Source organism: Plantactinospora soyae (assembly GCF_014874095.1).
In the GTDB taxonomy this organism is placed as follows: Bacteria; Actinomycetota; Actinomycetes; order Mycobacteriales; family Micromonosporaceae; genus Plantactinospora; species Plantactinospora soyae.
The window spans coordinates 4,203,693-4,229,630 of the sequence record NZ_JADBEB010000001.1; the positions used below are offsets into that span (position 1 = coordinate 4,203,693).

At 70.9% G+C, this 25,938-nt stretch carries 19 protein-coding genes and 1 pseudogene; 11 read left to right on the top strand and 9 right to left on the bottom strand.

Annotation, left to right across the window (positions count from 1 at the left end; genetic code table 11):
• Positions 1-14: 14 nt before the first annotated feature.
• A complete protein-coding gene (locus tag H4W31_RS18820) occupies positions 15-1,772 on the bottom strand; it encodes an ATP-binding protein (protein ID WP_192767854.1) in 1,758 nt (585 codons plus the stop codon).
• A gap of 214 nt (positions 1,773-1,986) precedes the next feature.
• Between H4W31_RS18820 and H4W31_RS18825 the strand changes: the two genes are divergently transcribed.
• A complete protein-coding gene (locus H4W31_RS18825; protein ID WP_192767855.1) occupies positions 1,987-3,402 on the top strand; it encodes a glycerophosphodiester phosphodiesterase in 1,416 nt (471 codons plus the stop codon).
• Positions 3,403-3,463: 61 nt separating this feature from the next.
• Here H4W31_RS18825 and H4W31_RS18830 read toward each other — a convergent pair whose 3' ends face one another.
• Positions 3,464-4,207: a pyrimidine reductase family protein gene (locus tag H4W31_RS18830; protein WP_192767856.1), complete on the bottom strand. Its 744-nt coding sequence runs from the start codon at positions 4,205-4,207 to the stop codon at positions 3,464-3,466.
• Positions 4,208-4,353: 146 nt separating this feature from the next.
• On the opposite strand from H4W31_RS18830, the gene H4W31_RS18835 reads away from it, so the two are divergent.
• From H4W31_RS18835 to H4W31_RS18860, 6 genes are all read left to right on the top strand, one after another.
• Positions 4,354-4,899: a plasmid pRiA4b ORF-3 family protein gene (locus H4W31_RS18835; RefSeq protein WP_192767857.1), complete on the top strand. Its 546-nt coding sequence runs from the start codon at positions 4,354-4,356 to the stop codon at positions 4,897-4,899.
• Positions 4,900-5,442: 543 nt separating this feature from the next.
• Positions 5,443-6,756 (top strand): extracellular solute-binding protein, encoded by a 1,314-nt coding sequence (locus H4W31_RS18840; protein ID WP_192767858.1) that lies wholly within the window; start codon positions 5,443-5,445, stop codon positions 6,754-6,756.
• Positions 6,757-6,881: 125 nt separating this feature from the next.
• On the top strand, positions 6,882-7,865 hold the full coding sequence (locus tag H4W31_RS18845) for a carbohydrate ABC transporter permease (RefSeq protein WP_192767859.1): 984 nt from the start codon (positions 6,882-6,884) through the stop codon (positions 7,863-7,865).
• A 35-nt stretch (positions 7,866-7,900) separates the two neighbouring features.
• A complete protein-coding gene (locus H4W31_RS18850; RefSeq protein ID WP_192772215.1) occupies positions 7,901-8,764 on the top strand; it encodes a carbohydrate ABC transporter permease in 864 nt (287 codons plus the stop codon).
• On the top strand, positions 8,761-10,191 hold the full coding sequence (locus H4W31_RS18855) for a GH1 family beta-glucosidase (RefSeq protein ID WP_192767860.1): 1,431 nt from the start codon (positions 8,761-8,763) through the stop codon (positions 10,189-10,191). Before H4W31_RS18850 ends, H4W31_RS18855 begins: the two co-directional genes overlap by 4 nt.
• An 82-nt stretch (positions 10,192-10,273) precedes the next feature.
• Positions 10,274-11,317: a LacI family DNA-binding transcriptional regulator gene (locus H4W31_RS18860; RefSeq protein ID WP_192767861.1), complete on the top strand. Its 1,044-nt coding sequence runs from the start codon at positions 10,274-10,276 to the stop codon at positions 11,315-11,317.
• A 20-nt stretch (positions 11,318-11,337) separates the two neighbouring features.
• Here the strand turns inward: H4W31_RS18860 and H4W31_RS18865 are convergent, their stop codons facing one another.
• Positions 11,338-12,573, bottom strand: coding sequence for an acyl-CoA dehydrogenase family protein (locus tag H4W31_RS18865; protein ID WP_192767862.1), 1,236 nt, complete (start codon positions 12,571-12,573; stop codon positions 11,338-11,340).
• Positions 12,574-12,637: 64 nt separating this feature from the next.
• A complete protein-coding gene (locus tag H4W31_RS18870; protein WP_192767863.1) occupies positions 12,638-13,735 on the bottom strand; it encodes a phosphotransferase family protein in 1,098 nt (365 codons plus the stop codon).
• A 131-nt stretch (positions 13,736-13,866) separates the two neighbouring features.
• Between H4W31_RS18870 and H4W31_RS18875 the strand changes: the two genes are divergently transcribed.
• From H4W31_RS18875 to H4W31_RS18885, 3 genes and pseudogenes are all read left to right on the top strand, one after another.
• Positions 13,867-14,370 (top strand): GNAT family N-acetyltransferase, encoded by a 504-nt coding sequence (locus tag H4W31_RS18875; protein ID WP_318783265.1) that lies wholly within the window; start codon positions 13,867-13,869, stop codon positions 14,368-14,370.
• 188 nt (positions 14,371-14,558) lie between these two features.
• Positions 14,559-15,281, top strand: a pseudogene (locus H4W31_RS18880) (amino acid-binding protein); the annotation flags it as partial.
• 292 nt (positions 15,282-15,573) lie between these two features.
• On the top strand, positions 15,574-16,728 hold the full coding sequence (locus H4W31_RS18885) for a GNAT family N-acetyltransferase (RefSeq protein WP_192767864.1): 1,155 nt from the start codon (positions 15,574-15,576) through the stop codon (positions 16,726-16,728).
• A 237-nt stretch (positions 16,729-16,965) separates the two neighbouring features.
• Here the strand turns inward: H4W31_RS18885 and H4W31_RS18890 are convergent, their stop codons facing one another.
• Positions 16,966-18,543, bottom strand: coding sequence for an aldehyde dehydrogenase family protein (locus H4W31_RS18890; protein ID WP_192767865.1), 1,578 nt, complete (start codon positions 18,541-18,543; stop codon positions 16,966-16,968).
• Positions 18,544-19,291: 748 nt separating this feature from the next.
• Between H4W31_RS18890 and H4W31_RS18895 the strand changes: the two genes are divergently transcribed.
• On the top strand, positions 19,292-21,898 hold the full coding sequence (locus H4W31_RS18895; RefSeq protein WP_192772217.1) for a glycoside hydrolase family 9 protein: 2,607 nt from the start codon (positions 19,292-19,294) through the stop codon (positions 21,896-21,898).
• 134 nt (positions 21,899-22,032) lie between these two features.
• Here the strand turns inward: H4W31_RS18895 and H4W31_RS18900 are convergent, their stop codons facing one another.
• The 4 genes from H4W31_RS18900 to H4W31_RS18915 all read right to left on the bottom strand — a co-directional run bounded on the left by H4W31_RS18900 (position 22,033) and on the right by H4W31_RS18915 (position 25,723).
• Complete coding sequence (locus H4W31_RS18900) at positions 22,033-22,692, bottom strand: SMI1/KNR4 family protein (protein ID WP_192767866.1); 660 nt, start codon at positions 22,690-22,692, stop codon at positions 22,033-22,035.
• 51 nt (positions 22,693-22,743) lie between these two features.
• The gene (locus H4W31_RS18905) at positions 22,744-23,049 is read right to left on the bottom strand and encodes a hypothetical protein (protein WP_192767867.1); all 306 of its coding nucleotides are present in this window, start codon (positions 23,047-23,049) and stop codon (positions 22,744-22,746) included.
• 34 nt (positions 23,050-23,083) lie between these two features.
• Positions 23,084-23,605 (bottom strand): permease-like cell division protein FtsX, encoded by a 522-nt coding sequence (locus H4W31_RS18910; RefSeq protein ID WP_192767868.1) that lies wholly within the window; start codon positions 23,603-23,605, stop codon positions 23,084-23,086.
• A 117-nt stretch (positions 23,606-23,722) separates the two neighbouring features.
• Positions 23,723-25,723: a glycoside hydrolase family 3 protein gene (locus H4W31_RS18915; RefSeq protein ID WP_192767869.1), complete on the bottom strand. Its 2,001-nt coding sequence runs from the start codon at positions 25,721-25,723 to the stop codon at positions 23,723-23,725.
• Between the last annotated feature and the right edge of the window lie 215 nt (positions 25,724-25,938).

A 25,938-nucleotide genomic window follows, 5' to 3' on the forward strand; every position in this document is an offset into this window, starting at 1 on the left:
CGGCCTAACGGGTACTAGAAGGGGATGTCGTCGTCGGAGAGCGCGTTGGCCCGGGAGCCGACCACCGCGAACGGATCGGCCGCCTGGGTGATCGAGCGCAGCGTCTCCGACGGGGCGGCGCCGGCCTCCGACACCCGGGTCGCCCAGGCCGGGAACGGGAAGTCCAGGCAGAGCGGCACCGGGATGTCCGGCTGGTTGACGAACATGGTGCCGGGCTTGGCCAGCAGCGCCCGCTGCCGCTGGGCGGCCGGCAGGAAGCCGTACTCCGGGCGGGACGCCTCGGCCGGGTCGAGCCGGCCGACCACCCGGATCGCCGAGTTGGTGACGATCCGCCGTTCCACCTCGCTCGCCGTCTGCTGCGCCCCGATCAGGATCACCCCGAGCGAACGGCCCCGCTCGGCGATGTCGAGCAGCACCTCCTTGATCGGGGAGGAGCCCTCCCGGGGGGCGTACTTGTTGAGCTCGTCGAGGACCACGAAGAGCAGCGGCTTCGCCGTGCCGGCCTTCTCCTTGCGCTCGAACTCGGTCTTCAGGGTCACCCCGACCACGAACCGCTGCGCCCGGTCCGGCAGGTTGTGCAGGTCGACGACGGTCACCTGGGCGCTCTCGGCGGTGTTCACGCTGTGCGGCCGGCGGGTCGCCAAGTCTCCCCGGATCAGCCGGGCCAGGTCCTTCTTGCTGCCGATCATGCGGCGGGCGAACGCGTTGACCGTGCCCATGTTGACCGCGCTGCCGGCCCAGTCCGTCCGGGTCTCGTCGTCGGTGAGCTGCTCGACGACGTGGTCCACCAGGTCGGGGTAGGAGTTGATCCGGACCCCGTCGATGCTCACCCCGCCGTCGGCGGGTTGGGCGTACCGGGCCAGGTGGGCGGCGACCGAGTGCACCACCATCGTGTACTGCTGGCGTTCGTCGTCGGCGTCGGCGAAGACGTACGGCAGCAGGCGGTCGGCGCAGAACTCGGTGAGCGTCCAGTAGAAGCTGTCGACCCCGGCGAGCCGGCTGCTCACGTCCGGGGTGCCGGAGGAGTCCCCGGGCCGGGGCGGCGCGTAGACCCTGACATCCGGGAACGCCCCGGCGGTCAGCCCCAGTTTCGCGTACGTCGCCCGGGTGGGGTCGTCGAGCCGGCTGTTGGGGTGGTCGAGGAAGAGCAGGTCCTCGCCCTTGACGTTGAAGATCAGCGCCTTGGCGTTGACCGCGTCGCCACCGAGGACGCCGGAGCGGAACACCGAGTAGAGCAGGAAGGTGGCGAAGCTGGTCTTGGTCGCCACCCCGGAGATGCCGGAGATCGAGACGTGTGCGCCCCGGCTGCCGTCCAGGAAGTCGGCGTTGAGGTAGACCGGCACGCCGTCCCGGCCCATGCCCATCGGCACCCGCCGTTCCATCCGGTCGAAGTGCAGCGCCGCCGAGCGGGCCTCACCCTCGGCCCGGTAGACCAGCGCACCGGGGGAGGGCGGCACGTAGAACTCCGGGTCGACCCGGGTGGTGGTGATCTCGGCCGCCTCCTGCACCAGCGCCGGCAGCGTGCCGTCGGCGATGGCGAAGACGTCGGAGTCGAACTGGGCACCCTCGTGCCGGGCCCGGACCTGGGTGACCACTCCGGCGATGGTGACCGGTTCCCGGTCCGGCAGCTCGCGCCGGGTCACCACCACGTCGTCGAGTTGCAGGTAACAGCCGGGTGTGACGGCGGTCCAGAACTGCAGCGGGGTGGCGTCGGCGGTGCCGAGCACCCGGCCGACCTCCGCGCCGGGGGCCTCCGGTCGGGTGTCGGTCACCGCGCGGACCCGGTCAAAGCGAGAATCTGGTCAAGGCACACGAGTCGCATCCTGCCTCACTAGTACGACACCATGCCACGCGACGCGGCGATGGAGCCGGGGGATCGGGTCGGCCCGCCCGGTTCGTCCGTGGTCGGCGGTACACGACTCCTTTCCGCCGCATTCACCAAATCTTGCCGGTTGGCGCCAGATCGCCCCCGTAACCTGCTGGACCATGACGATCTTCCATATTCGGGCGTCCGTCGCGTCCCTCGTCCTGGCCGCCTCCCTCGGTACGGTCACCGCCTCGGTCACCGCCGTCGGGCCGGCGTCGGCGCAGCCGGGTCGGGTGCACGTGTCGGAGAACTTCGACTCCGGGGTACTGCCGGCGGGCTGGCGGGCGATCGACGGCACCTGGCGGGTGCAGAACGGCCGGCTCTACGGCACCTCCGCCAGTTCCAGCCAGAACAACAAGATCACCTTTGGTGCCCATCTGGAGCACTTCCGGTTCGAGGCGACCGTACGCTTCGAGTCGGTCAGCGCGAGCACCAGGTGGGCGGCCCTCGGCCTGGACGTACCGGCCGGCGGTGCCACCCCGTGGTGGATCGCCACCATGCGCAGTGGCACGACGGCGGCCAACGGGCTGGAGTTCGCCGAGCGCACCACCGGGAACACCTGGAACGTGACCGACACCGCCGCCGCGCCGACGGCCGCCGGCACCGGACGGGACGTACAGGTCGCCGCCGAGGTGCACGGCAGCCAGGCGCGGTGGTTCTTCGCCGGCCGGGAGGTGCTGCGGACCGGCAGCCTGCGCCGGTCCGGCACCGCCGGTCAGGCGCTGTTCGTCAACGGCGCCACCGTCTCCTTCGACAACGTCCGGGTGACCGAGCTGGCCCCGAGCGCCCTGATCCGCCCACCGGGCACCCCGCTGACGGTGATCGCGCACCGGGGCGCCTCGGCGGCGGCGCCGGAGAACACCCTGGTCGCCCAGGACCTCGCCCGGCGCGGCGGCGCGGACTGGATCGAGAACGACGTGCAGCCGAGCAGCGACGGCGTGCCGTTCGTGCTGCACGACGCCACCGTCGACCGGACCACCAACGGCACCGGAAGAATCCGCGCGCTGACCAGCGCCCAGCTCAAGGCGCTGGACGCCGGTTCCTGGTTCGCCCCGCAGTACGCCGGGGTCCGGATGCCGACCCTGGCCGAGCAGTTGGCGGACCTGCGTACCCGGGGCGGTCGGCTGCTGCTGGAGATCAAGGGTGCGCACACCCGGGCCGAGGTGTCCCGGATCGTCTCGCTGGTCCGCGAGCAGCAGATGGCCGACCGGGTACTGGTGCAGAGTTTCGAGGTCGACGTCCTGCGGTACACCCGCGAACTGGCTCCGGAGCTTCCGCTCGGGCTGCTCCGCAGCACCCTCGACGCCAATCCGGTGGCGATCTCCGCCCAGCTCGGCCTGGCCGCGTACAACCCCTCCTCGGCCGCCCTGCTGACCCGGCCGGCGGTCGTCGCCGACCTGCACCGGGCCGGGATCGCCACGATGGTCTGGACCGTCGACACCGCCAGCGCCTGGCAGCAGCTCGACTCGCTCGGGGTCGACGGCGTCATCACCAACCGCCCCGCCGAGCTGGTGGCGTGGAACGCCACGCACTAGAGATGTAAGGAAGGGCCCCCCATTAGCGCTTTCGGCAGATGAAGGGGCCCTTTTTAACACCTCAGGCGCGGGTGTAGCGGAGCATCAGCGAGTCCTGCACGGTGAGTACGTGCCGGAGCGCCATGCCCCGCAACTCGGTCGTCGGTCCGGCGGTGATCCGCCCGGCGCCCGGGCCGGTGACCAGCGGCGCCACCGTCAGGCACACCTCGTCGACCAGATCGGCCGCGGTGAGCGAGCCGAACAGGTGCGGGCCGCCCTCGCAGAGCAGTTGCCGGTGGCCCCGGCGGTGCAGTTCGGCCAGGCCGGCGGTGAGGTCGACCCGGTCGTCGCCGACCCGGACCAGTTCGGCGACGTCGGCGAGCCCGGCCGGTGCGGTGGCGTGCGCGGAGGTCAGCACCACCGGCCGGACCGGCGCGTCGGCGAAGACCGCCGACTCCGGGTCGAGGTTCAGCGCCAGGGAGACCACGACCAGGGTCGGGTACTCGGCCAGCCCCTGTTCGCGTCGCCAGGCGCGGCGCGGCTCGTTGAGCCGGACCGCCCGGTAACCCTCGTGGCGTAGCGTCCCGGCGCCGACCACCAGCGCGTCGCAGAGCATCCGCAGCAGGCCGAAGACCCGCTTGTCGGGCTTACCGGAGAGCCCCTCGGAATGGCCCTCCACCTCCACCGCGCCGTCGATGCTGGCCACGAAGTTCATCCGCAGCCGGGGCCCCTGGCCGCGTGGATAGAGCGCGATCAGTTCCTCGTCGTCCAGCGACGTCGCCGTCGGAGCGGGCCAGAGGCGGGTTATTCCGACATTCCCGGTCATTCGCTGGCCGGACCGGTGACCGGAGGGACGGGTGCGGGGGTACGGTGCTGGCAGTCGCACCAGTTGCGACCCCGGCAGTCGTCGTGCCTGCTGTCCCGGCACGCTCGGCAGATCATGCCGGTAAGCCTATGCCGAGAGGATGGGAGATGCGTCGTCAGATCTTCCAGCTCAAGGTGTCCCTTGCCGACGTCACGCCGCCGGTCTGGCGGCGGGTGCTCGTGCCGGGCGGGTACACCCTGGACCGGGTGCACCGGCTGTTCCAGTGCGTGCTGGGCTGGCAGGACTGTCACCTGCACTCGTTCGACATCGACGGCTCCCAGTACGGCGAGCCGGATCCCGAGGGGGAGTTGACACTGCGCGACGAGCTGGACACCCGGCTCGACGCGGTGGCGACCAAGGGTGGCCGCTTCCTCTACACGTACGACTTCGGCGACTGGTGGGAGCACGAGGTCACCGTCGAGGACGCGTTCGGGGCCGATCCCGAGGAGCGGTACCCGCTCTGCTCGGCCGGCGAGGGTGCCTGCCCGCCCGAGGACGTGGGCGGTCCGTTCGGCTACCGCCAGTTCCTGGCCGCGCTGGCCGATCCGGGGCATCCGGAGCACGAGTCGATGCGCGGCTGGCTGGGCCGGTCCTTCGATCCGTCGGTCTTCGATCCCGGCCGGGCGACGACTCTGGCGCGCTGGCTCAGCTGAGTCCGGCCGTACTGCCCGAGGACGCGAAGACCGCCGGCCCGCGCCGGTGCCGAGGCGACCACTGTGGATCGATCGTACGTCGTTGTCCCGTCGGCGGGCCGCGAGGCGTCGTACCTGTGCGGTGCGGGGGATTTCGGGCTGGTTTGCGCCCTCGGACGGCGGTCGGCCGGTGACCGAACAACGGCCCGTTCATTACCTCGGGGATAACGTCCGCTTTGCGGGTGAGTGACCCCGCGCGGTCGGTAACGAAATGGGAACGCTCCCATCCGCCCATTGACACCCTGGAAACCCGCCGGCAATCTCATGGGAGCGCTCCCGGAGGTTTGTGGCCCAGGCCACAAATCTGCTGGCGTGGCGTCACACGATCCCCACCGCACGGCGCCGGGCCCGCTCTCCCGTGCCGGTCGGCGGGCAGGGCGCACCGCGAACCTGAGACACCGGAAACCCTGAGGAACGCACGGCAGCACCGGCACCACCAGCACCGTCAGGCACACCAATCTCAGCCACCACAAAAACGAGTTACCCACCTGAGAGGGGTCAGGGATGAGCGTCATCAGGCGCCGGCTCCGCACTGTCGCGGTCGCCGCGCTCGCCGCGGGCGTGGCTCTCGGCAGCACGGCGTGCAGTAAGAGCAACGACAATGAGGGGTCGACCGGCGAGGGAGGGGAGGTCAAGCTCGTTCTGCAGACCTTCCAGAACTTCGGCTACGACCAGGCCCTCAAGGACTTCGAGGCGGCCAACCCGACCATCAAGGTCGAGCACCAGAAGATGGGCGAGCTGCGGGACTTCCAGCCCAAGCTGGTGCAGTGGCTCGCGGCGGGCAGCGGCGCCGGCGATGTGGTCGGTCTGGAAGAGGGCGTGCTGCTGCAGTACGTGCAGAACCACGACAAGTTCGCCAACCTGCTGGAACTCGGCGCCGACGAACTGAAGACCACCTTCCCGGAGTGGAAGTGGAACAACGCCCTGACCCCGGACGGCAAGAAGCTGATCGGGCTCGGCACCGACGTCGGCGGACTCGCCATGTGCTACCGCAAGGACCTGTTCGGGGCGGCCGGCCTGCCGACCGACCGCGAAGAGGTGTCCAAGCGGATCGGCACCTGGCAGGACTACATCGCGCTGGGCAAGGAGTTCAAGGCCAGCGGTAAGGCCAAGGCAGCCTGGCTGGACAGCGGGACGAGCCTGATGCAGCCGTACATCATGCAGAACTCGGAGACCTTCTTCTTCGACAAGGACAACAAGTTCATCGGCGACACCAACCCGGTGATCAAGCAGACCTGGGACATGGGCCTGCAGATGGCGGCCGACGGCCTGACCGCCAAGGCGCAGCGCTGGAGCGGTGACTGGGACGCGGCGTTCAAGAACAACGCCTTCGCGACCCTGCCCTGCCCGGCCTGGATGACCGAGGGTGTCATCAAGCCGCGGTCCGGCCCGGCCAACGCCGGCAAGTGGGACATCGCCAAGATCCCCGGTGGTGGCGGCAACTGGGGCGGTTCCTACCTCGCGGTGCCGGCGCAGACCAAGCACCCGAAGGAGGCGTACCTGCTGGCGAAGTACCTGACCAGCAAGGCGGGCCACCTGGCGGCGTTCAAGGAGGCCGGTGCGATGCCGTCCGACATCGCCGGCATCGAGGACCCGGCGTTCAAGGACCAGAAGAGCGAGTACTTCAGCGGCGCCCCCACCGGCCAGATCTTCGGCGAGAGCGTCAAGAACATGAAGCCGGTCTTCCTCGGCCCCAAGCACCAGCAGGTCTGGGAGACCATCGTCGAGCCGCAGATGCAGGCGGCCGAGCGTGGCCAGCTCAGTTCCGCTGCCGCCTGGAAGAAGGCGATGGACGAGGCCAAGAAGGCGACGAGCTGAGTCGTCGGTGACCCGCCGAGCCCACGGGCAGCCCGTGCCCGTGGGCCGGCGCTGGCGCCCACACCCGCCCGGGTGTGGGCGCCGCCGCGAGGTCACCCGCCGCCCACCCTCCGGAAGGACCTGCAATGAGTTCTGCTGTCGGCGCGGCACCGCCACGGCACGCTGCCACGCCATCCCCCTCCGACCCGGTGCATCGCCGGCGGTCGTACCGCCTCGGCCGCTGGGACATCAAGTACTCCCCATACCTCTACGTCGCCCCGTTCTTCGTCCTCTTCGGGATCTTCGGGCTCTTCCCGGTCCTGTACACGGTCTGGGTCTCGCTCTTCGAGTACGACCTGCTCAGCGACACCAAAGAGTTCGTCGGCATGGAGAACTACCGCGTCGTCCTGGGTGACGCCCAGTTCTGGAACGCGGCGTACAACACCGTCGGCATGTTCGTGGTCAGCACGGTGCCCCAGCTCATCGTGGCGCTGATGATCGCCAACCTGCTGAACCGCCAGATGCGGGCCCGCACCCTGCTCCGGATGGGGATCGTCATCCCCAACATCACCTCGGTCGCGGCGGTCGGCATCATCTTCGCGCTGATCTTCGCCGATCGGTACGGCCTGGTGAACTGGGTGCTCGGCACCGTCGGCATCGATCCGATCGCCTGGCGGGACAACCGGTACGCCTCCTGGTTCGCGATCGCCACGATGGTCGACTGGCGGTGGACCGGCTACAACGCGTTGATCTACCTGGGCGCCATGCAGGCCATTCCCAAGGACCTGTACGAGTCGGCCGCCCTGGACGGCGCCTCGACCTGGCGGCAGTTCTGGAAGATCACCGTCCCGCTGATCCGGCCGACCATCCTCTTCACGATCATCATCTCGACCATCGGCGGTCTCCAGCTCTTCACCGAGCCCCTGATGTACGGGTACGGCCTGATCCGTGGTGGCGCGTCGAACGAGTTCCAGACGCTGGCCATGTACATCTACGAACGGACCTTCACCGGCAACTTCGAGTACGGGTCGGGTGCGGCCATGTCCTGGCTGCTCTTCCTGATGATCATCGTATTCGCGCTGATCAACTTCGCGCTGGTCCGCCGCTCGGTCAAGGGGGAGAAGAAGTGACCACCACCCAGACCCTGCCCCGGTCGGTGGCCCCGATCTCGTCGCCGCCGCCCCGCCGTCGCCGTGCCCCCGGTGCCCGGCTCTGGGAGGCCAGCCCGCTGACCTACCTTGCGCTGATCCTCGGCTCTGTGCTCTCGATCTTCCCGATCGTCTGGTCGTTCATCATCGCCTCCCGGGACAACGGCGCGGTGTACGAGATGCCGCCGACCCCGGGCGGAGAACTGTTCAACAACATCGACCGGATGCTGGCCAACGAGGACGCCGCGTTCGTCTACGGCCTGGTCAACTCGGTCGTGGTGTCGAGTGTGGTCACCATCTCGGTGATCTTCTTCTCCACCCTGGCCGGCTTCGCCTTCGCGAAGCTCAAGTTCCGGGGCAGCAACGCACTCCTGCTGCTCATCATCCTGACCATGATGGTGCCGACCCAGCTCGGCATCATCCCGCTCTACCTGATGATGGTGGAGTTCGGCTGGACGGGCACGCTACAGGCGGTCATCGTGCCGTTCCTGGTCCAGGGCTTCGGCGTGTTCATGATGCGCCAGTACGCGATGTCCGCGATCAGCGACGAGCTGATCGAGGCGGCCCGGCTCGACGGCTGTTCCACCTGGCGGGTCTACTGGAACGTGGTGCTTCCGGCGCTGCGTCCGGCGGCGGCGGTGCTGGGTCTGTTGATCTTCATGCAGACCTGGAACGAGTTCCTCTGGCCGTTCGTCGTGCTCACCCCCGACACGCCGACCGTGCAGTACTCGTTGAAGATCCTTTCGTCGGGGCCGTACCAGACGGATTATGTAGCTCTGTTCGCCGGTACCGCGCTGGCGACTCTGCCACTGCTCGTCGTGTTCATCATTTTCGGCCGCCAGATCATCGGCGGCATCATGGAAGGCGCCGTCAAGTCGTGAGCAACCCCGCAAGCCCACAGTCCACGCAACTGCTTGAGGGCGTCGGGTCGACCTTCCCGCCCGGCTTCGTCTGGGGCGCGGCGACCGCGGCGTACCAGATCGAGGGTGCCGTGGCCGAGGGTGGCCGTACCCCCTCGATCTGGGACACCTTCAGCCACGCCCCGGGCCGGGTCCTCCAGGGGCACACCGGGGACGTCGCCTGCGACCACTACCACCGGTTCTCCGACGACGTGAAGCTGATGGCCGAGCTGGGGCTGAAGGCGTACCGGCTCTCGGTGGCGTGGCCCCGGATCCAGCCCGACGGAGTCGGTCCCGGCAACCAGGAGGGCCTGGACTTCTACCGCCGGCTGGTCGACGAGCTGCTGGAACACGACATCGAGCCCTGGGTGACCCTCTACCACTGGGACCTGCCCCAGGCGATCGAGGACGCCGGTGGCTGGCCGGCCCGGGACACCGCGTCCCGGTTCGCCGAGTACGCCGCCCTGACCCACGCCGCCCTCGGCGACCGGGTCCGGAACTGGATCACCCTCAACGAGCCGTGGTGCTCGGCCTTCCTCGGCTACGGCTCCGGGGTGCACGCGCCCGGTCGTACCGTTCCGGCCGAGTCGGTACGGGCGGCGCACCACCTGATGCTCGGGCACGGACTGGCCACCCAGGCGATGCGGGCGGCCCGGCCGGACCACGAGGTCGGGGTGACCCTGAACCTGTACGCGGTCTCCCCGCAGACCGACTCGCCCGGCGACGCCGACGCGGCCCGCCGGATCGACGGGCTGGCCAACCGGTTCTTCCTGGACCCGATCCTGCGCGGCAGCTACCCGGCCGACGTCGTCTCCGACCTCGACGCGGTGACCGACTTCGGGCACGTCCGGGACGGCGATCTCGACACCATCGCCACCCCGCTGTCGTTCCTCGGGATCAACTACTACAGCCGGCACGTCGTCGCCGCACCGCTCGAAGGGGTGGCGCCGGAGCCGTACTGGCGGGCGCAGTCGTGCTGGCCCGGCAGCGAGCAGGTCCGGTTCGTCACCCGGGGTGTGCCGGTGACCGACATGAACTGGGAGATCGACGCCCCGGGTCTGGTGGAGATCCTCCAGCTCGTCCACCGGGACTACCCGGAGCTGCCGCTCTACATCACCGAGAACGGGTCGGCGTTCGTCGACGAGCTGGTCGACGGCCAGGTCGACGACAGCGACCGGCTGGGCTACTTCGACGCCCACCTGCGGGCCTGCCACACGGCGATCGCCTCCGGGGTGCCGCTGCGGGGCTATTTCGCCTGGTCGTTGCTTGACAACTACGAGTGGGCGTGGGGCTACACGAAGCGCTTCGGCATGGTCTACGTCGACTACGACAGCCAGCTTCGGATCCCCAAGGCGAGCGCCAGGTGGTACGCCGGCGTGATCCGACGTAACGGTCTGACCGCACAATAGGCGTGGTCAGCCAGTATTGGGGGTGCTCGGCACCGACCCGCCCCGGGTCGGTGCCGGGTGCCCGACGTCGGAGGGACAGACGATGACAACCCAGCGCACCCGCTCGCTCGGGCGGCCCACCCTGGATGCGGTCGCCGCCCGCGCCGGCGTGGGACGGGGCACCGTGTCCCGCGTCGTCAACGGCTCACCCCAGGTGAGTCCCGAGGCCCGGGCCGCGGTCCAGCGCGCGATCGCCGAGTTGGGCTACGTGCCGAACCGGGCCGCCCGCGCACTGGTGACCCAACGGACCGACTCGGTGGCCCTCGTGGTCTCCGAGTCGGAGGAACGTGTCTTCGGCGAGCCGTTCTTCGCCGGCATCGTCCGGGGGATCAGCTCCGCGCTGCTGGAGACCCCGATGCAGCTGTGGCTGGCGATGGCGCAGTCCCCGGCCGAGCGGGAACGGGTCGAGCACCACCTCACCAACCAGCACGTGGACGGCGTACTCCTGCTCTCCCTGCACGACGCCGACCCGCTGCCCACGCTGCTGGAGCAGCGCGGGCTGCCGACCGTGCTCGGCGGCCGGCCGGCCCGGATGCTGGGCGACCCGTCCGGGGCGTACTTCGTCGACGTGGACAACGCCGGTGGCGCCCGGCAGGCGGTGGACTACCTGGTCGGCCAGGGCCGCAAGCGGGTGGCCACCATCGCCGGCCCGCAGGACATGGGCGTGGGCGTGGCCCGGCTGACCGGCTACCAGGACGCCGTCCGGAACAGCGGCGGGATGGTCAGCGACACCCTGATCGCGTACGGCGACTTCAGCGAGAGCAGCGGCGCCGCGGCGATGCGGCGGTTGCTGGACAGCTGTCCCGATCTCGACGCCGTCTTCGTCGCCTCCGACCTGATGGCCTGTGGCGCGTTGCGGGCGCTGCGCGAGGCCGGCCGTCGGGTGCCCGAGGACGTGGCGGTGGTCGGCTTCGAGGACGCCCCGATCGCCCGCCAGACCGAGCCACCGCTGACCACGGTCTTCCAGCCGATGGAGGAGATGGGTCGGCAGATGGCCCGGCTGCTGGTCTCGCGTATCCGCCGCGAGGAGCGCGAGGTGCCGTACGTCCTGCTCGACACCCATCTGGTGCACCGGACCTCGGCCTGACCTCCGGTACGCCACCTGAGTCAGGCGGGGGCCCAGCGCCGCAACTCGCGCCGGGCCAGCGCGGCCCGGTGCACCTCGTCCGGGCCGTCCGCCAGCCGGAGGGTACGGGCCTGGGCCCAGAGCGCGGCCAGCGGCGTGTCCTGACTGACACCGGCCCCGCCGTGCGCCTGGATCGCCTTGTCGATCACCCACTCGGCCATCGCCGGTGTGACGATCTTGATTGCCTGGATCTCGGTGTGCGCGCCCTTGTTGCCCACCGTGTCCATCAGCCAGGCGGTCTTCAGCACCAGCAGCCGGGCCTGCTCGATCCGGATCCGCGACTCGGCGATCCAGTCCTGCACCACGCCCTGCTCGGCCAGCGGGCGGCCGAACGCGACCCGTCCGGCGGCGCGCTGGCAGAGGAGTTCGAGCGCGCGTTCGGCCATCCCGATCAGCCGCATGCAGTGGTGGATCCGGCCGGGGCCGAGCCGCGCCTGCGCGATCGCGAAGCCGTCACCGGCCTCGCCGATCAGGTGGTCCGCCGGCACCCGTACGTTGTCGAAGCTCACCTCGGCGTGCCCGCCGTGCGCGCCGTCGGTGTAGCCGAAGACCGTCAGGCCGCGTCGTACCGTCACCCCCGGGGTGTCCCGGGGCACCAGCACCATGCTCTGCTGCCGGTGCCGGGGCGCCTCCGGATCGGTCTTGCCCATCACGATGAAGATCCCGCAGCGCGGGTCCATCGCCCCGGTCGACCACCACTTGCGCCCGGTGACCACGTAGTCGTCTCCGTCGGCGACGATCCGGGTGGCGATGTTGGTCGCGTCCGAGGAGGCGACCTCGGGCTCGGTCATGCAGAACGCGGACCGTAGTTCGCCGTCGAGCAGCGGTCGCAGCCAGCGCTCCCGCTGGGCGGGGCTGCCGAACTCGGCCAGCAGTTCCATGTTGCCGGTGTCCGGGGCGGCACAGTTGAGCGCCTCCGGTGCGAGGTGCGGGCTGCGGCCGGTCAGTTCGGCCAGCGGCGCGTACTGGAGGTTGGTCAGTCCGGCGCCGTGCTCGGGGTCCGGCAGGAAGAGGTTCCACAGGCCACGCCGCCGGGCCTCGGCCTTGAGCTCGTCCAGCACCGGAGGGCGGCTCCACGGGTCGGCCGGGGTCGACGGGTCGGCCGCGGCGGCGACCTGCTCCTCGTACACCGCCTCGGCCGGGTGGACGCGGTCGAGCATGAAGTCGTGCAGCGCCTCGTGCAGTTCGGCGGTACGCGCGTCGAACCCGAAGTCCATCGCTACTCCTCGACAGTCAGCTTGGTGGCGGTGCACCGGGGAGCGGTGTCGCCCCGGCGGTGGGTCAACCCCGTCTGATCGCGGTCAGGCCGTGCTCGACCAGCGGGGCGACCAGGTCGCCGATCCGGTCGAATCCCTCGCCCACGGTCTGGCCGAGCGAGTGGCGGTAGTGGATGCCCTCGCAGATGACGGCGAGCTTGAAACAGCCCAGGGCGATGTGCCAGTGCAGCGGACCGACGTCGACGTCGCTGCGGCCGGCGTACCGGTCGATGAGTTCGGCGCCGGACGGGAAGCCGGCGCGCGGCCCCAGCCCGTCCGCGACCGCGTTGCCGTCCGCCGCGTCGGAGTCGCCCAGCACCTCCCAGTACGTCAGCAGCAGGCCGAGGTCGGCGAGCGGATCGCCGAGGGTGGCCATCTCCCAGTCCAGCACCGCCCGGATCGTCACCGGTCCGGACGCCGGGTCATCTGGACACCGCGCGATCAGGTTGTCGAGCCGGTAGTCGCCGTGCACGATCCGGCCCGCGTTGGCGCCGTCGGGCGCGGTCGCGGCCAGTCGCTCGCGCAGCTCGTCGATGCCGGGCAGCGCCCGGCTCCGGGAGCGGTCGAGCTGGCCACCCCAGCGGCGTACCTGCCGGCCGAGGAAGCCCTCCGGCCGGCCGAAGTCGGCCAACCCGACGGCCGCCGGATCGACGGTGTGCAGCGTGGCCAGCACGTCCATCATGACCAGCGCGAGTTCGCGGCGCTGGGCCGGTGCGAGCGGGTCGGTCTGGGTCCGGCTCCGGTAGACCACCCCGGATACCCGTTCCATCAGGTAGAACGGGGCACCGAGCACTGTCTCGTCGGCGCAGTGCAGCAGGGCGGCGGGCACCGGGACCTCGGTACCGGCCAGCGCGGAGATCACCCGGAACTCCCGGCCCATGTCGTGCGCGGTGGCCAGGACGTGCCCGAGCGGCGGCCGGCGCAGCACGAAGTCCTGGTCCCCGGTGCGGACGAGATAGGTCAGGTTCGACTTGCCGCCGGCGATGAGCGAGGCCTGGGGCGGGCCGGCCAGCAGGTCGGGCCGGTGCTCGGCGAGGTACCCGACCAGACGGTCGAGGTCGAGCCCGGACGGCGACCCGGAGGGCGGCTCCGGCCGGACGGCGGTGGCCGGCGGATCGGTCATCCGGACAGTTGATGGCATCTGGGCCATCGAGTCAAGTGCGGGACACGCCGGGCTAGAGTCGCCCGGGTATGCCGCCCACCGCCGGACGTACCAGCCGGGCCCGGTCGAGGGCCCGATCCAGGGGAGGATCCGTGGAAACGACGCCCGCCGCCGCGCCACCACTTCGACTGGTACCGATGACCGACGAGGAGTACGCGCCCCGCCGCGCGGCGATGATCGAGGCACACGCGCAGGGGGTCGCGGCGGCCGGCGGGCTTCCGGTCGACGAGACCCGGCAGGCCTCCGAGCGGCAGAGCGACGAGTTGCTGCCGCAGGGCGTACAGACCCCGGACATGCTGCTGTTCCTCGGCATGGTCGCCGAGCAGTCGGTCGGCTGGCTCTGGATCGGGCTGCCCCGGACGCCGGACCGGCCGGAGATGGCCTGGATCTACTACGTCGCGGTCGATCCCGGGCACCGCGCCAAGGGGTACGGCCGGGCGCTCCTGCTCGCCGCCGAGCGGGAGCTGACCCGGCGCGGCGTGCCCCGGCTGGGACTGAACGTCTACGGGCACAACACGGTCGCGATCGGCCTCTACCAGAGCCTCGGCTTCGAGGTCACCGCGCAGCAGATGGCCAAGCCGCTGCCGGAGGCGTAGCCCACGGTCCCGCCGTCGAATCCCCTCGCCCCTCCTCGGAGCGGGTACGGCACCGTGCGTCTGCCGGCCGGACACGGGTTGTTGCGGTAGGGACATGCTGCGGCAACAGGGGCGAAATGGTCATCGGGCAACCTGGTGGACAGCTCGCCGGCGGTACGTGCGCCGGTCCGCCGACGGAGGGGACGGACATGTTGCTGAGGGTTCGGGTGACCCTGCCGGATCGACCCGGAACACTCGGTCAGGTCGCTCGCACGTTGGGCGTCGCGGGGGCCGACATCGTTCAGGTGGTGGTGCTGGAACGGCTGGGCGGCCGGGCCGTGGACGACTTCACGGTCGTCTGGCCCGGTGCGGCCCGGGTCGACCGGCTCTGCGCCGGACTCGGTGCGATTCCCGGCGTACGGGTCAACGGCATGTGGCGGGCGATCGGGGCGCCGAGCGGTGGCGGGCAGGACGCGGAGCTGTTGGCCCAGATCGCGGCGAACCCGGCCGACGGCGTCGCCACTCTGGTGGACGCGATGCCGAACCTACTCGCCGCGGGGTGGGCCGCGGCGGCCGTCGTACCGGCGGACTGGGCGGTCCGTACCGGCACCGGTGGCGGCTCGGTACGCGGCAGCGGCGCACCCGCCGTGGCGTACGCGAGCTGGCGGGCGCCGGCCCCGCTGGTACTGCCCGAGGTGACGCCGTTGCGGGCCCGGGCGATGGACGGGCCGGCGGGCGTGCACTACGCGGTCGCCCCGTTCGGGCGGGCGGGGCTGGTGCTGATGCTGACCCGGGCGGACGCCGACGGCCTCTCGGCGGCCGGTTTCCATGTCACCGAGGTCGACCGGATCGCGCAGTTGGTCCGGGCCGCCGCGACGATTCTCGGTGACCGGCTGGACCTGGTCAGTGCACCACCGCCGGACCCGACGACCGCAATCGCCGGTCCGGTGGCGACGTCCGTGGTCGGGCCGGCAGCGACGTCCGTGGTCGGGCCGGCAGCGATCTCCGCCGCCGCACCGACGGCGACGTCCGTGGTCGGGCCGGTGGCGCCCACCGCGGCCGGGCCGGTGACCAGGTCCGCGGCCGGGTCGGGGGTGACCTCCGGGGCGGCCGTGGCGCCGCTGCGCATCCCGGGCGTGCCAACCCCGGCGATCATGGCGCGTCACCGCTGAGCGATCGGCGGGAGACAGGCAGCGGACCGGCTGGACTCGGGAAGGAGTTCACATGACGCTATGGCGGATCAGGGCGACGGTGGTCGACCGGCCGGGATTCCTCTCCGTACTCACCGCGAGCCTCGCGTTGCGCGGGGTCAACATCCTCACCGTGCAGGTGCACACCACCGAGGCGGGCGCGGTCGACGACTTCCTGGTCGACGCCCCGGCCGAGCTGACCGGGGCCGACCTGGTCGCGGCGGTGGAGCGGGGGCGGGGGCGGAACTGCTGGGTGGCCCGCAGCGAGGCGCAGGGCCTGGCCGACCAGCCGACCCGGGCACTCGGCCTGGCCAGCCGGCTGGTACGCGATCCGGACGCGTTGGGCGAGACGCTGCGTACGCTGCTCAGCGCCGACTCGGTCAGCTGGCGACCGCAGCCGGGCCAGGACGGTCCGGGGCACGGCGCCGAGACGATGCGGCTGCCCGACCCGGACGGCGGGTCGTTCGAGGTGCTCCGGTCCGCGCCCGGCTTCACCCCGGCCGAGTACGCCCGCGCCCAGGCGCTGGTGGACCTGGCCGGTGCCGTGGCGCGGCAGGTGGTCGACCGGGTGACCCTGGTGCTGCCCGACGGCGCCGAACTGGCGGTACGTCCGGCGGTGCCCGACGACCTGCCCGCGCTCCGGGCGATGCACGGGCGCTGCTCACCGCGGACCCTGCACCGGCGCTATCCCGAGGGAGCCGCGCCGGCCACCACGCGGTTGCGGCGGCTGCTCGCCCCGGCGCGCGGAGTGACCCTGCTGGCGGTGACGGGCGGTTCGGACGGGGTGCCGGAGCAGGTGGTGGCGGTGGCGAACCTGGTGGCCGAGGGGGTGCTCGCCGAGGTCGGACTGCTGGTCGAGGACGGCTGGCGGTGCCGGGGCGTCGGCACGGCGCTGCTGCGGCGCCTGGTCGCGCACGCCACCCGGGCCGGGTACGCGGCGCTGCTCGCGCACGTTCCGGCCGACAACGTGGCAATGCTGCGCATCCTGGACCGGCTGTACCGGCCCGGTGCGGTCGACCGCGACGGGAAGATGCTGACCCTGACCGTGCCGCTGACCGGTCGTCGGGCCGAGCCCGCGCCTGCCGGAACCGTGCCTGCCGGAACCGTGCCTGCCGGAACCGTGCCGGTCGAGCCCGTGCCGGTCGAGCCCGTGCCGGTCGGGAGGACTTCCGCCGCCGCCGACGGGTAGCGGGGCGGGAACGACCCGGCGGTTCGGTCCCGGTTCGGGACCGGACCGCGGGAACCGCCTGATCGGGGCGAGACGAGAGGGGTCCCTCCGGTAGGACGGCCGGAGGGGCCCCTCTCGGCGATCACGTGTGGGACCAGGGTCCCGTCCCGAGCGCTCCGGCGCCCGCCAACGGTCGTCCGGTGCCCGCCAACGGTCGTCCGGTGCCCGCCAACGGTCTTCCGGCGCCCGGCTGCCGGCTCAGGTCGCGGGGTAGCTGCTGTAGTCCGGGAAGTTGCCGTACAGCCGGTGGCCCGAGGGGTCGACGGTCACCGCGTGCACCAGCAGGTCGCCGCCGACGAAGGCGCCCTTCCAGGAGGCGCCCCGACCGCCGAACGGCTCGTCCCGGTCACCCCGGGAGCGGGGCCGGTTGATGCCCACCTTGAACGCCTGGAGGTCGACGGCGAGCTTGGCCGCCTCGTCCTCGTCGTCGCAGGCGAGGCTGGCCACCAGGGCGCCGTTGCTGGCGTTCATCGCAGCCAGCAACTCGTCCTGGGTGTCCACCACCACGATCGTGTCGACCGGTCCGAACGGCTCGGCGTGCATCAGCCGGGACCGTCCGGGCGGGGCGAGCAGCACCGACGGGGCCACGTACGCCGAGGTGTCCTGGCCGTCGAGGAACGGTGCGCCGTCGAGCCGGCCCCGGTGCAGCGGTACGGCGCCGCCGCGTACCGCCTCGTCGACCTTGCGGCGCAGCTCGTCGGCCTTGGCGGCGCTGATCAGCGGGCCGAAGTCGAGTTCGGGCAGTGGATCACCCTCGGTCCAGGTGTCGTCGACGGCCAGCGGGTGTCCGAAGCGTACCGAGCGGACCACCGGCAGGTACATGTCGAGGAACTGGTCGACCAGGTCCCGCTGCACGACGAAACGCGGGTACGCGGTGCAGCGCTGCTTGCCGTACTCGAAGCCCTTCTTCAGGTGAGTGGCGAGGCTGTCCCACTGGGAGAACTCCCAGATGCCCCAGGCGTTCAGCCCCTCCTGCTCGATGAAGTGCCGCTTGTCGGAGTCGAGCAGCGCGGCGGCCACCTTGCCGCCGTTGGAGCGCCCGCCGACGAACGCCACCGCACCGATCTCCGGCGCCCGGACCAGTACCTCGGAGAGTTCCTCGCCACCGCCGGAGACCAGCGTGGCCGGCAGCCCGGCGCGGCGCATCAACGCGTGCGCGACGGTGAGGCAGACCGCACCGCCCTGCGACGGGGTCTTGGCGATCACCGCGTTGCCGGCGAGCAGTTGCACCAGTTCGGCATGGATCAGGACGCTCATCGGGTAGTTCCAGCTCGCGATGTTGCTGACCGGTCCGGGAAGCGGCTCGCGGCCGTCGGCCAGCATCCGGTCGATCTCCTCGACGTACCACCGGACGCCGTCCAGGGCGCGGTCGACGTCGGCGCAGGCCAGTCGCCACGGCTTGCCGATCTCCCAGACCAGCAGCAGGGCGAGCAACTCGCGGTGCCGGGTCAGCTCGTCGAGTACGTCCACCACCCGGGCCTTGCGGTCGGCGAGCGGGGTGCCGGCCCAGTCGCGGTGCTCGGCGGCGGAGAACGCGACGGCGGCCCGGGCGGTCTCCGCGTCGAGCCGGGACAGGTTCACCAGGACGGTGTTGTCGACCGGGGTACGCACCGGGGTCGGGGTACCCACCGACCGCCAGGCGCCCTCCACCAGGTTGCGCAGGGTGGTGGTGTCACCGGGGCGGCCGGGGTCGAGGTCGAACGCCTCGGGGGTCGCCTCCACCGCCCGGGCGAAGGTCTCCCGCCAGGTGGTGCCGTCGGCAATGCGCAGTGTCATCGCGCTCTCCTCGGTTCGGCGGCCCGATCCGGCGGATGTCCGCAGGTAGGGGCCGTGAAGCAGCGCGGCAGCGTCGGTGGCACCGCTGATCTGGGCGTACTGTCTCCCGGCGCGAACACGGGCGGCAACCGTACGCCCGTATTCCAGGACGGAGAGTCCGCCAGGTGGCGGCCCGACGGACCGTACTGATCTGCCACTCAGGGGTGTTGAGCTGCGACAACGCGGCTTTTTCATTGACCAGTCTGGATGGTGTGAGTAGCGTCAAAGCCGTAGGAAAGGGCTTTCCCCTGGACGCCGGGGTGTCCCTCTGCTCCCGGAGGCGGCGCGAGCGCCGCCGGTTTGGGTCCTTCACAAACCGGCAATGGCGCGGTTACATTGTTGGCTATCCATGGGAGCGCTCCCGGGGCTCCGATGGCCACCCGACCCGATCTTCCGAAACCAGCGCCCCACCGCCGTCGACCAGAGCCCTTCCACCCCCGCCACCCGCGTCGTGCACCGCGCAGGGGGAGGGGCGGATGCGCCCACATCCGCCCCTCGTGTCCTCCGCTACGCGTCGCCGCGCGCGGCTCCACGGACAGGAGCAATTCTAGTGCGTGACCGCATGGCACCGGCCCGGCCGAACGGGCAACGTCCCCGGCCCGGTCCCCGGCCGAAACCAGGCGCCCGGCAACGCCTCGACGGCCGGCAACGGCCCGACGGCCGGCAGCGGCCCGACCGCGGCCAGCGGCCGGGCCGCTGGTACCAGCGGATGGTGGCGGCCGGCGCCGCGGCACTGGCCGCCACCGGCCTGGTCCTCGTCGGCCCGGTTCCGGCGATCGGCGGCCCCGGCCCGGGTCCCGACACCGGCGGCGGTGCGGCGGCGGGCAACGGGGCGGACGTCCTCGCGGCGGCAGCGCCCTTCAACTACGGCGAGGCGTTGCAGAAGTCGCTCTTCTTCTACGAGGCGCAGCAGTCCGGCGCACTGCCCGACTGGAACCGGGTCTCCTGGCGCGGCGACTCGGCCCTGACCGACGGCGCCGACGTCCGGCTGGATCTCACCGGCGGCTGGTACGACGCCGGCGACCACGTCAAGTTCGGCTTCCCGATGGCGTTCAGCGCCACCATGCTGGCCTGGGGGGCGGTCGAGTACCGCAGCGGCTACCAGGCGTCCGGGCAGCTTCCGCACCTGCTCAACAACCTGCGCTTCGTCAACGACTACTTCATCCGGGCCCACCCCTCGGCAAACGTCCTCTACGGACAGGTCGGCAAGGGCGACGACGACCACAAGTGGTGGGGGCCGGCCGAGGTGCTGCCGATGGCGCGGCCGGCGTACAAGATCGATGCGAGCTGTGGCGGCGCGGACCTGGCCGGTGAGACGGCGGCGGCGATGGCCGCCTCCTCGATGGTCTTCCGGCCCACCGACCCGGCCTACGCCGACCGGCTGCTCACGCACGCCCGCCAGCTCTACACCTTCGCCGACACCGTGCGCCGGGCCTACCACGAGTGCATCACCGACGTGACGAACTTCTACCGGTCCTGGAGCGGCTATCAGGACGAACTGGTCTGGGGTGCGATCTGGCTCCACCGGGCCACCGGCGAGGCCAGCTACCTGGCCAAGGCCGAGAGCGAGTACGACCGCCTCGGCACCGAGCCGCAGCAGAGCACCCGGCTCTACAAGTGGACGGTCGCCTGGGACAACAAGCAGTTCGGTGCGTACGTCCTGCTGGCGAACCTGACCGGCAAGCAGAAGTACGTCGACGACGCCAACCGCTGGCTCGACTACTGGACCGTCGGGGTGAACGGGGAGAAGGTGCGTACCTCCCCCGGCGGGATGGCGGTGCTGGACACCTGGGGCGCGCTGCGGTACGCCGCCAACACCGCGTTCGCGGCCCTGGTCTACAGCGACAAGACCACCGACGCGACCCGGAAGACCCGCTACCACGACTTCGCGGTCCGGCAGATCAACTACGCGCTCGGCGACAATCCGCGCAACTCCAGCTACCAGATCGGGTTCGGCACCAACTCACCGAGGAACCCGCACCACCGCACCGCGCACGGCTCCTGGTGGGACAGCCAGCAGGTGCCGGAGGCGACCCGGCACGTGCTCTACGGCGCCCTCGTCGGTGGCCCGTCGTCGCCCAACGACGCGTACACCGACAGCCGGGCCGACTACGTGATGAACGAGGTGGCCACCGACTACAACGCCGGCTTCACCTCCGCGCTGGCCCGGCTGCACACCGAGTACGGCGGCACGCCGCTGTCGAACTTCCCGCCGGCCGAGTCGCCCGACATCGACGAGACCATCGTGGAGACCACGGTGATGCAGGCCGAGCCGAGGGCCACCGGCATCAAGGCGATCGTCTACAACAAGTCGGCGTTTCCGGCGCGGGCGTTGACCGACTCCTCGTTCCGCTACTACTTCCGGCGCGAGGGGACCAGCGCGATCCAGGTGACCAGCGGCTACACCCAGGGCTGTCCGGCGCCGACCACCGCCACCGGACTCTCCGGCGATCTCTGGTACGTCGAGGTCGACTGCTCCGGGTACACCATCGCCCCGGCCGGTCAGTCGGCGCACCGGATGGAGGTGCAGTTCAAGATCGGTGTACCCGAGGGCGGCACCTGGGATCCGACCAACGACCCGTCGTACCAGGCGACCGCCGGGCCGAACCCGAAGGTGGCGCTCTACGAGGGCGGGACCCTGATCTGGGGCGCCGCGCCGACGCCCGGAACCGACCCCGACCCAGATCCGGACCCGGACCCGACCGACACCATCGGACCGAGTACGCCCGGCAGCCTGACCGTCTCGGCGATCACCCCGACCGGGGCGACACTGGGCTGGACCGCGTCGACCGACAACGTCGGGGTCGCCGGTTACCGGGTCTACCGGGAGGCCGGCGCCACGGACACCCTGCTCGCCACGGTGACCGGTACGTCGTACCCGGTCACCGGGTTGACGTCCGGTACGGCGTACCAGTTCTACCTGCTGGCGGTGGACGCGGCCGGCAACGTCTCGGCGGCCTCGACGCCGGTCTCGGTGACCACCAGCACCGTGCCGGCCAGCGGCTGCCGGATCGGGTACGCCAGCAACGACTGGGGTACCGGCTTCAGCGGCACCATCACCGTCACCAACACCGGCACGACGACGGTGAACGGCTGGACCCTCGCGTTCGGCTTCGTCGCCGGACAGCGGATCGCCCAGGCCTGGTCGGCCACGGTCACCCAGACCGGCACGGCGGTGACCGCAACGAACCTCTCCTACAACGGCACCCTCGCCCCAGGAGCCTCGACGAGCTTCGGCTTCAACGGCTCACACACCGGCAGCAACCCGAGGCCGGCGTCGTTCACGTTGAACGGCGCCGCCTGCGCGATCGGCTGATTCCGTCCCTGAGCCGGTCCCCGCCGGGGCCGTCGGGCAGCACCCAGCAGGGCTGCCCGACGGCCCCGGTCCGCTTTTGACGGTTAGGAAGGGCCCCTTCTTCTACAAAAAACGATAGGAAGGGGCCCTTCCTTTCATGCCGTCTCGGCGGCCTTGTCGAGCCAGTCGAGGTACCAGCGTTCGAAGCCGACCCGGTCGCCCCGGGCGTCGGTCAGCGGCTTGAGGCCGCCGTCGTCGGCGGTGTCGTCGGCCCACATCGCACCGCGCTCCGGGCCGCTCACCACCAGCAGCTGCCGGTACGCGCAGCCGAGGTGGCACAGGTAGATCGTGCCGACGGTGTGGCGCGGGTCGTGCGCCACCTTGTCGTGCAGTTCCTGGTAGGCCTCCTCGGCCGCGTCGAACTCCTCGGCTGAGGGGTGGTCGTCCTCGTCCGGGGGCTCGGGCAGGTCCGCTGCGGGATCGAAGAACCCGGTGTACGGGAACGGCTCGCCGAGCGTCGCCGGAACGGTCAGGTCCGCCCCGTCGCCCTCCCACCGCCACCGGCCGTCGACGCGGCGCAGCGGAAAGACTCCGTACGCCGGCCCCGCGCCACCCCGGCTCACTTCGAGGAGGAACGACCGGTACTCCTCGGGCAGCTGAACGCCGAGTTGCTCCTCCAACTCCACGAGTTCGTCCGGACTCAGCGGAGGATCGAGGAGGAATTGGTGGCTGGCGGCGCCGAACACGTCACTTCCGGGGCGGGCGGCCAGCTCGGCGACCCGCTCGCGTACGCCGGACCAGTCGATGCTTGTCATGCGCGGCACGATAACCGGCCGGCCCGGCATCGGCATTCCGGAGGGGACGGGTCAGAGCCCGCGTCGCTCGGCCATCCGCTCGACCGCGTTCTTCGCGTCGCGCAGGCTCTCCCCGGTCGCCTCCCGGTACGCCTTGATCGCGGGGATCTTCCTGCCCTCCTTCAGGTGGCGTAGCACCTCCGGCAGGTCCGGCTCGGGTTCGACGATCCCGAGATGGTCGAGGACCAGTTGCAGTTTGCGCTCGATCCGGCCCAGCCGGACGGCGCTCTCCCGCTGGCGCCTGGCGGCCGACGACGACTCCGTCAGCAGGATCAGCAGAACGGGCAGGCCGACGATGAGAAGTACCCAGGCGTCCATGAGGGAAATTTAAGCAGCATCCGTCAGATCAATGTCAGGAGCAGTCGATGACCGCGCCGGGGCGGCCGTCCGCGGGAAGTTGGAGCACGGTGATCTCGTCCACCCCGGGAAGCCGCCGTACCGGCGTCAACGCCTCGCAGTCGAACGTCTTCCCGGTGCTTCGGAGCCGGAACGACTCGGGCATCGACTCGGGCCGGGCGGCGTTCACCAGATCCGGTTGGTCCTTGAACTGCTCCTTGAACCTCTCCCAGGTCTCCTCGCGGCTCTGCAACCGGATGCCGTCCACCGGGCGCAGCGCGGTCAGCGCCGACTTGATCACGTCCTTCTGCTCGGCGGTGGCGTCGAGGTCCAGGAGCACGCCCACCTCGTACCGGTGCTGCGCCTGGCCGACCTGGACGACGACCAGCAGCACCGTTGTGGCGATGGCCGCTCCGACGAGCATCGCGACGGCGGCGACGCCCGCCAGCACCGCCCAGTGCCGCGCCGGGACGGATCGACCGGGGGTGGCGGGTGGCGGCGGGACCCCCGTCGACGGCGCAGGCGTTGGTTCGGACATGGCCACCATTCTTACTTACCGACGTCGATGAGCGCACGGGTTGTGGACCCTGTGCGAACGGTGTCGCCGCCGCCGGCACCCGGTCCCGGGGGTGCCGACGGCGGCGACGGAACTATGTCAGCGGGTACGCAGCCCGTACCCGTAGGGGAACAGCGGACGGTAGTTCCGGTCACCGACGTTGATCGGTACCTGTGCCTCGCTGCGCGGCCAGCTCATCGAGAGCTTGCCGGTGAACGGGCGCCTGCCGAACAGGACGTCGGCGACGCCGGCGCCCTCGCTGCCGGGCAGCCAGGATGCGACCAGCGCGTCCATCTGGCCGAGCTGGTCGGTGAGCACCTGCGGCCGGCCGGAGACGACGAGCACGACGCAGGTGTCGATCTCCCCGCAGACCTTGTCGATCACGGCCTGGTCGCCGGGCTGGAGGGAGAGCGACTTCGCCTCCTGCTGCGGCGTCGAGCACCAGGTGCACTCCGGCCCGCCGACGTCGCCGAATCCCTCGGTGTACGGCGTCTCGCCGACCACCACGACCGCGACGTCCGAGCCGGCGGTCGGCGCGGACCCGTCGGCGCTGTACGTCACCGTGGCGCGCGGGGCCACCTCACGGATGCCCTCCAGGATGGTCGTACCCGGGATGGTGTCGCCGGAGACGCCCTGCCAGGTGATGGTCCAGCCACCGGCCTGGTTGCCGATGTCGTCGGCGTTGCGCCCGGCGACGTACACCTTGGCGTCCTTGCGCAGCGGCAGGGCCCGGTCGTCGTTCTTCAGCAGCACCTGCGACTGAGCGACGGCCCGGCGGGCGAGCGCGCGGTGCTCCGGGCTGCCGACCTCGTCGACGTTCTCCGCCGAGGCGTACGGACGCTCGAAGAGGCCGAGTTCGAACTTGGCCCGCAGGATCCGGCGTACCGCGTCGTCGATCCGGGCCTGGCTGACCCGGCCCGCCCGGGCCTCGGCGATCAGCAGGTCGATGAAGAGTTTGGCGTTGTTCGGCGACATGGACATGTCGATGCCGGCGTTCACCGCGGTCCGCACCTTGTAGGCGGTGAGCCCGGCGACGGTCGGCTCGTTCGGGTCGGGAATCTGGTGGATGCCCTCCCAATCGGAGATGACGAACCCCTTGAACCGCTGCGCACCCTTGAGTACGTCGGTGAGCAGTTCCTTGTGGGCGTGCATCTTCAGCGGGTTGCCGACGCCGTCCTCGATCCAGTCCACACTGGAGAACGACGGCATCACGCTGTCGACGTCGTGCCGGCGCAGCGCGGTCCAGTAGGGGGCGAGGTTGATCCGGGCGAAGTCGGCCCGGCTGGTCACCGTGACGCCCTGGTCGATGACGTACTTCTGGGAACCGGGCGGCAGGCTCTCGTTGGCGTCGGCGGCGGCCTGGTCGTACTCGGTGTCGCCGTCACCGGCGAAGTGCTTGATCGTGGCGAGTACGCCGGCGTCGCGCAGCCCGTCGATGTAGGTGCCCATCTCGCCGACCAACGCGGGGTCCTCGCTGAAGCTCTCGTACGTCCGGCCCCAGCGCTCGTCACGGGCGACGCAGAGGCAGGGGGCGAAGTTCCACGGTACGCCGGTGGCCTTCACTTCCTCACCGGTGGCCCGGCCGATCTGCCGGACGAGTTCGGGATCACGGGTCGCGCCGAGTCCGATGTTGTGCGGGAAGACGGTGGCGCCGTACACGTTGGCGTGCCCGTGCACCGCATCGACCCCGTAGATGATCGGGATGCCCAGCCGGGTGCTCATGGCCTGCCGCTGGAACTTGTTGACCATGGACACCCAGGCTTCGGGGGTGTTCGGGGTCGGGGTGGAGCCGCCACCGGAGAGCAGCGATCCCAGTTGCCACTGGGCGACCAGGGTCGGGTCGGCGTCCACCGCGATCCGCTCGGCCTGGGCCATCTGGCCGACCTTCTCCGCCAGGGTCATCCGGCCGAGCAGGTCACCGACCCGGCGGTCGATCGGCAGCTTGGCGTTCAGGTACGCGGGCTTGCCGGCGCCGTTGCCGTTGCCGGAGGCGGTCCCGGCGGGGGCCGCCGACACGGCGGCGGCGGGTAGCAACGAGGCGACCAGCAGGGCGGTGAGCAGGGATATCAGTGATGTTCGGGTTCGCGGGTGTGGACGCATGTCGTGCCCTCCAAAACCAATCGGGTACGCGCCAGGACAGATCTTTCCCAGGTCCATAAGACGACGTCAATGTTAAACCGTAAGGGTTCCTTCGTGAGAGCGCTCCCCCGCGGGCTATATGTCCGGCTATAGCCGTGATTTCTGGTTCCCGGAGTCGATCAAGCCACCGTGGACCATGCCGAAGATCGACGCGGCCGTCAGGTCGACTGTCCTAC